The sequence below is a fragment of the Kosakonia sp. H7A genome, from assembly GCF_003028445.1.
GTDB classification, from domain to species: Bacteria; Pseudomonadota; Gammaproteobacteria; order Enterobacterales; family Enterobacteriaceae; genus Kosakonia; species Kosakonia radicincitans.
The window spans coordinates 1-497 of the sequence record NZ_PYTZ01000087.1 but is presented as its reverse complement, the minus strand read 5'-3'; the positions used below and the strand labels follow the sequence as shown (position 1 = coordinate 497).

1 pseudogene is annotated in these 497 nt (G+C 62.8%); it reads left to right on the top strand.

Annotated features, from left to right (window positions below):
• A pseudogene (locus tag CWM66_RS28335) lies at positions 1 to 497 on the top strand (tyrosine-type recombinase/integrase); the annotation flags it as partial.

Sequence of the window (497 nt, the reverse complement as noted above, 5' to 3'; positions counted from 1 at the left end):
CTGCGTGAGCATCCCGACCTGCCCGCCAACCCGGCGATGAATGTGGACTTCCATGGACAGAAGCGCAGGAAGGTGGACGTCGAGGCAGATCGCCTGAAGGCATGGGGCAAGGCAGTGCTGGGCCTGTCACCCGTCAGGCGAGACCTCAACCTGTTCATGATGCTGTCGGGGATGCGGCGCACAGCTGCCTGCGAGTCCAAGATGGAGCACGTCAGCGAGGAAGGTAACGCTCTGCACGTTCCCTCGCCCAAGGGTGGTTCCGCCCGTGCCTTCGACCTGCCATTGTCATCTGCGCTGTCTGACTTAGTTGCCCACAGGGTTGCCGCCAATCCCGAGATGAACCGCCGGAGCCTGTGGCTGTTTCCTTCGGACAGCAAGAGTGGGCACGTCGCCGAGGTGCAGCAGCCCGAGTTGGATGGCTTGACGGGGCATGCGCTGCGTCACGCCTATGCCTCTCTGGCTTTGCAGGCAGGTGTCCCACTGCTGGAGCTGAAGTT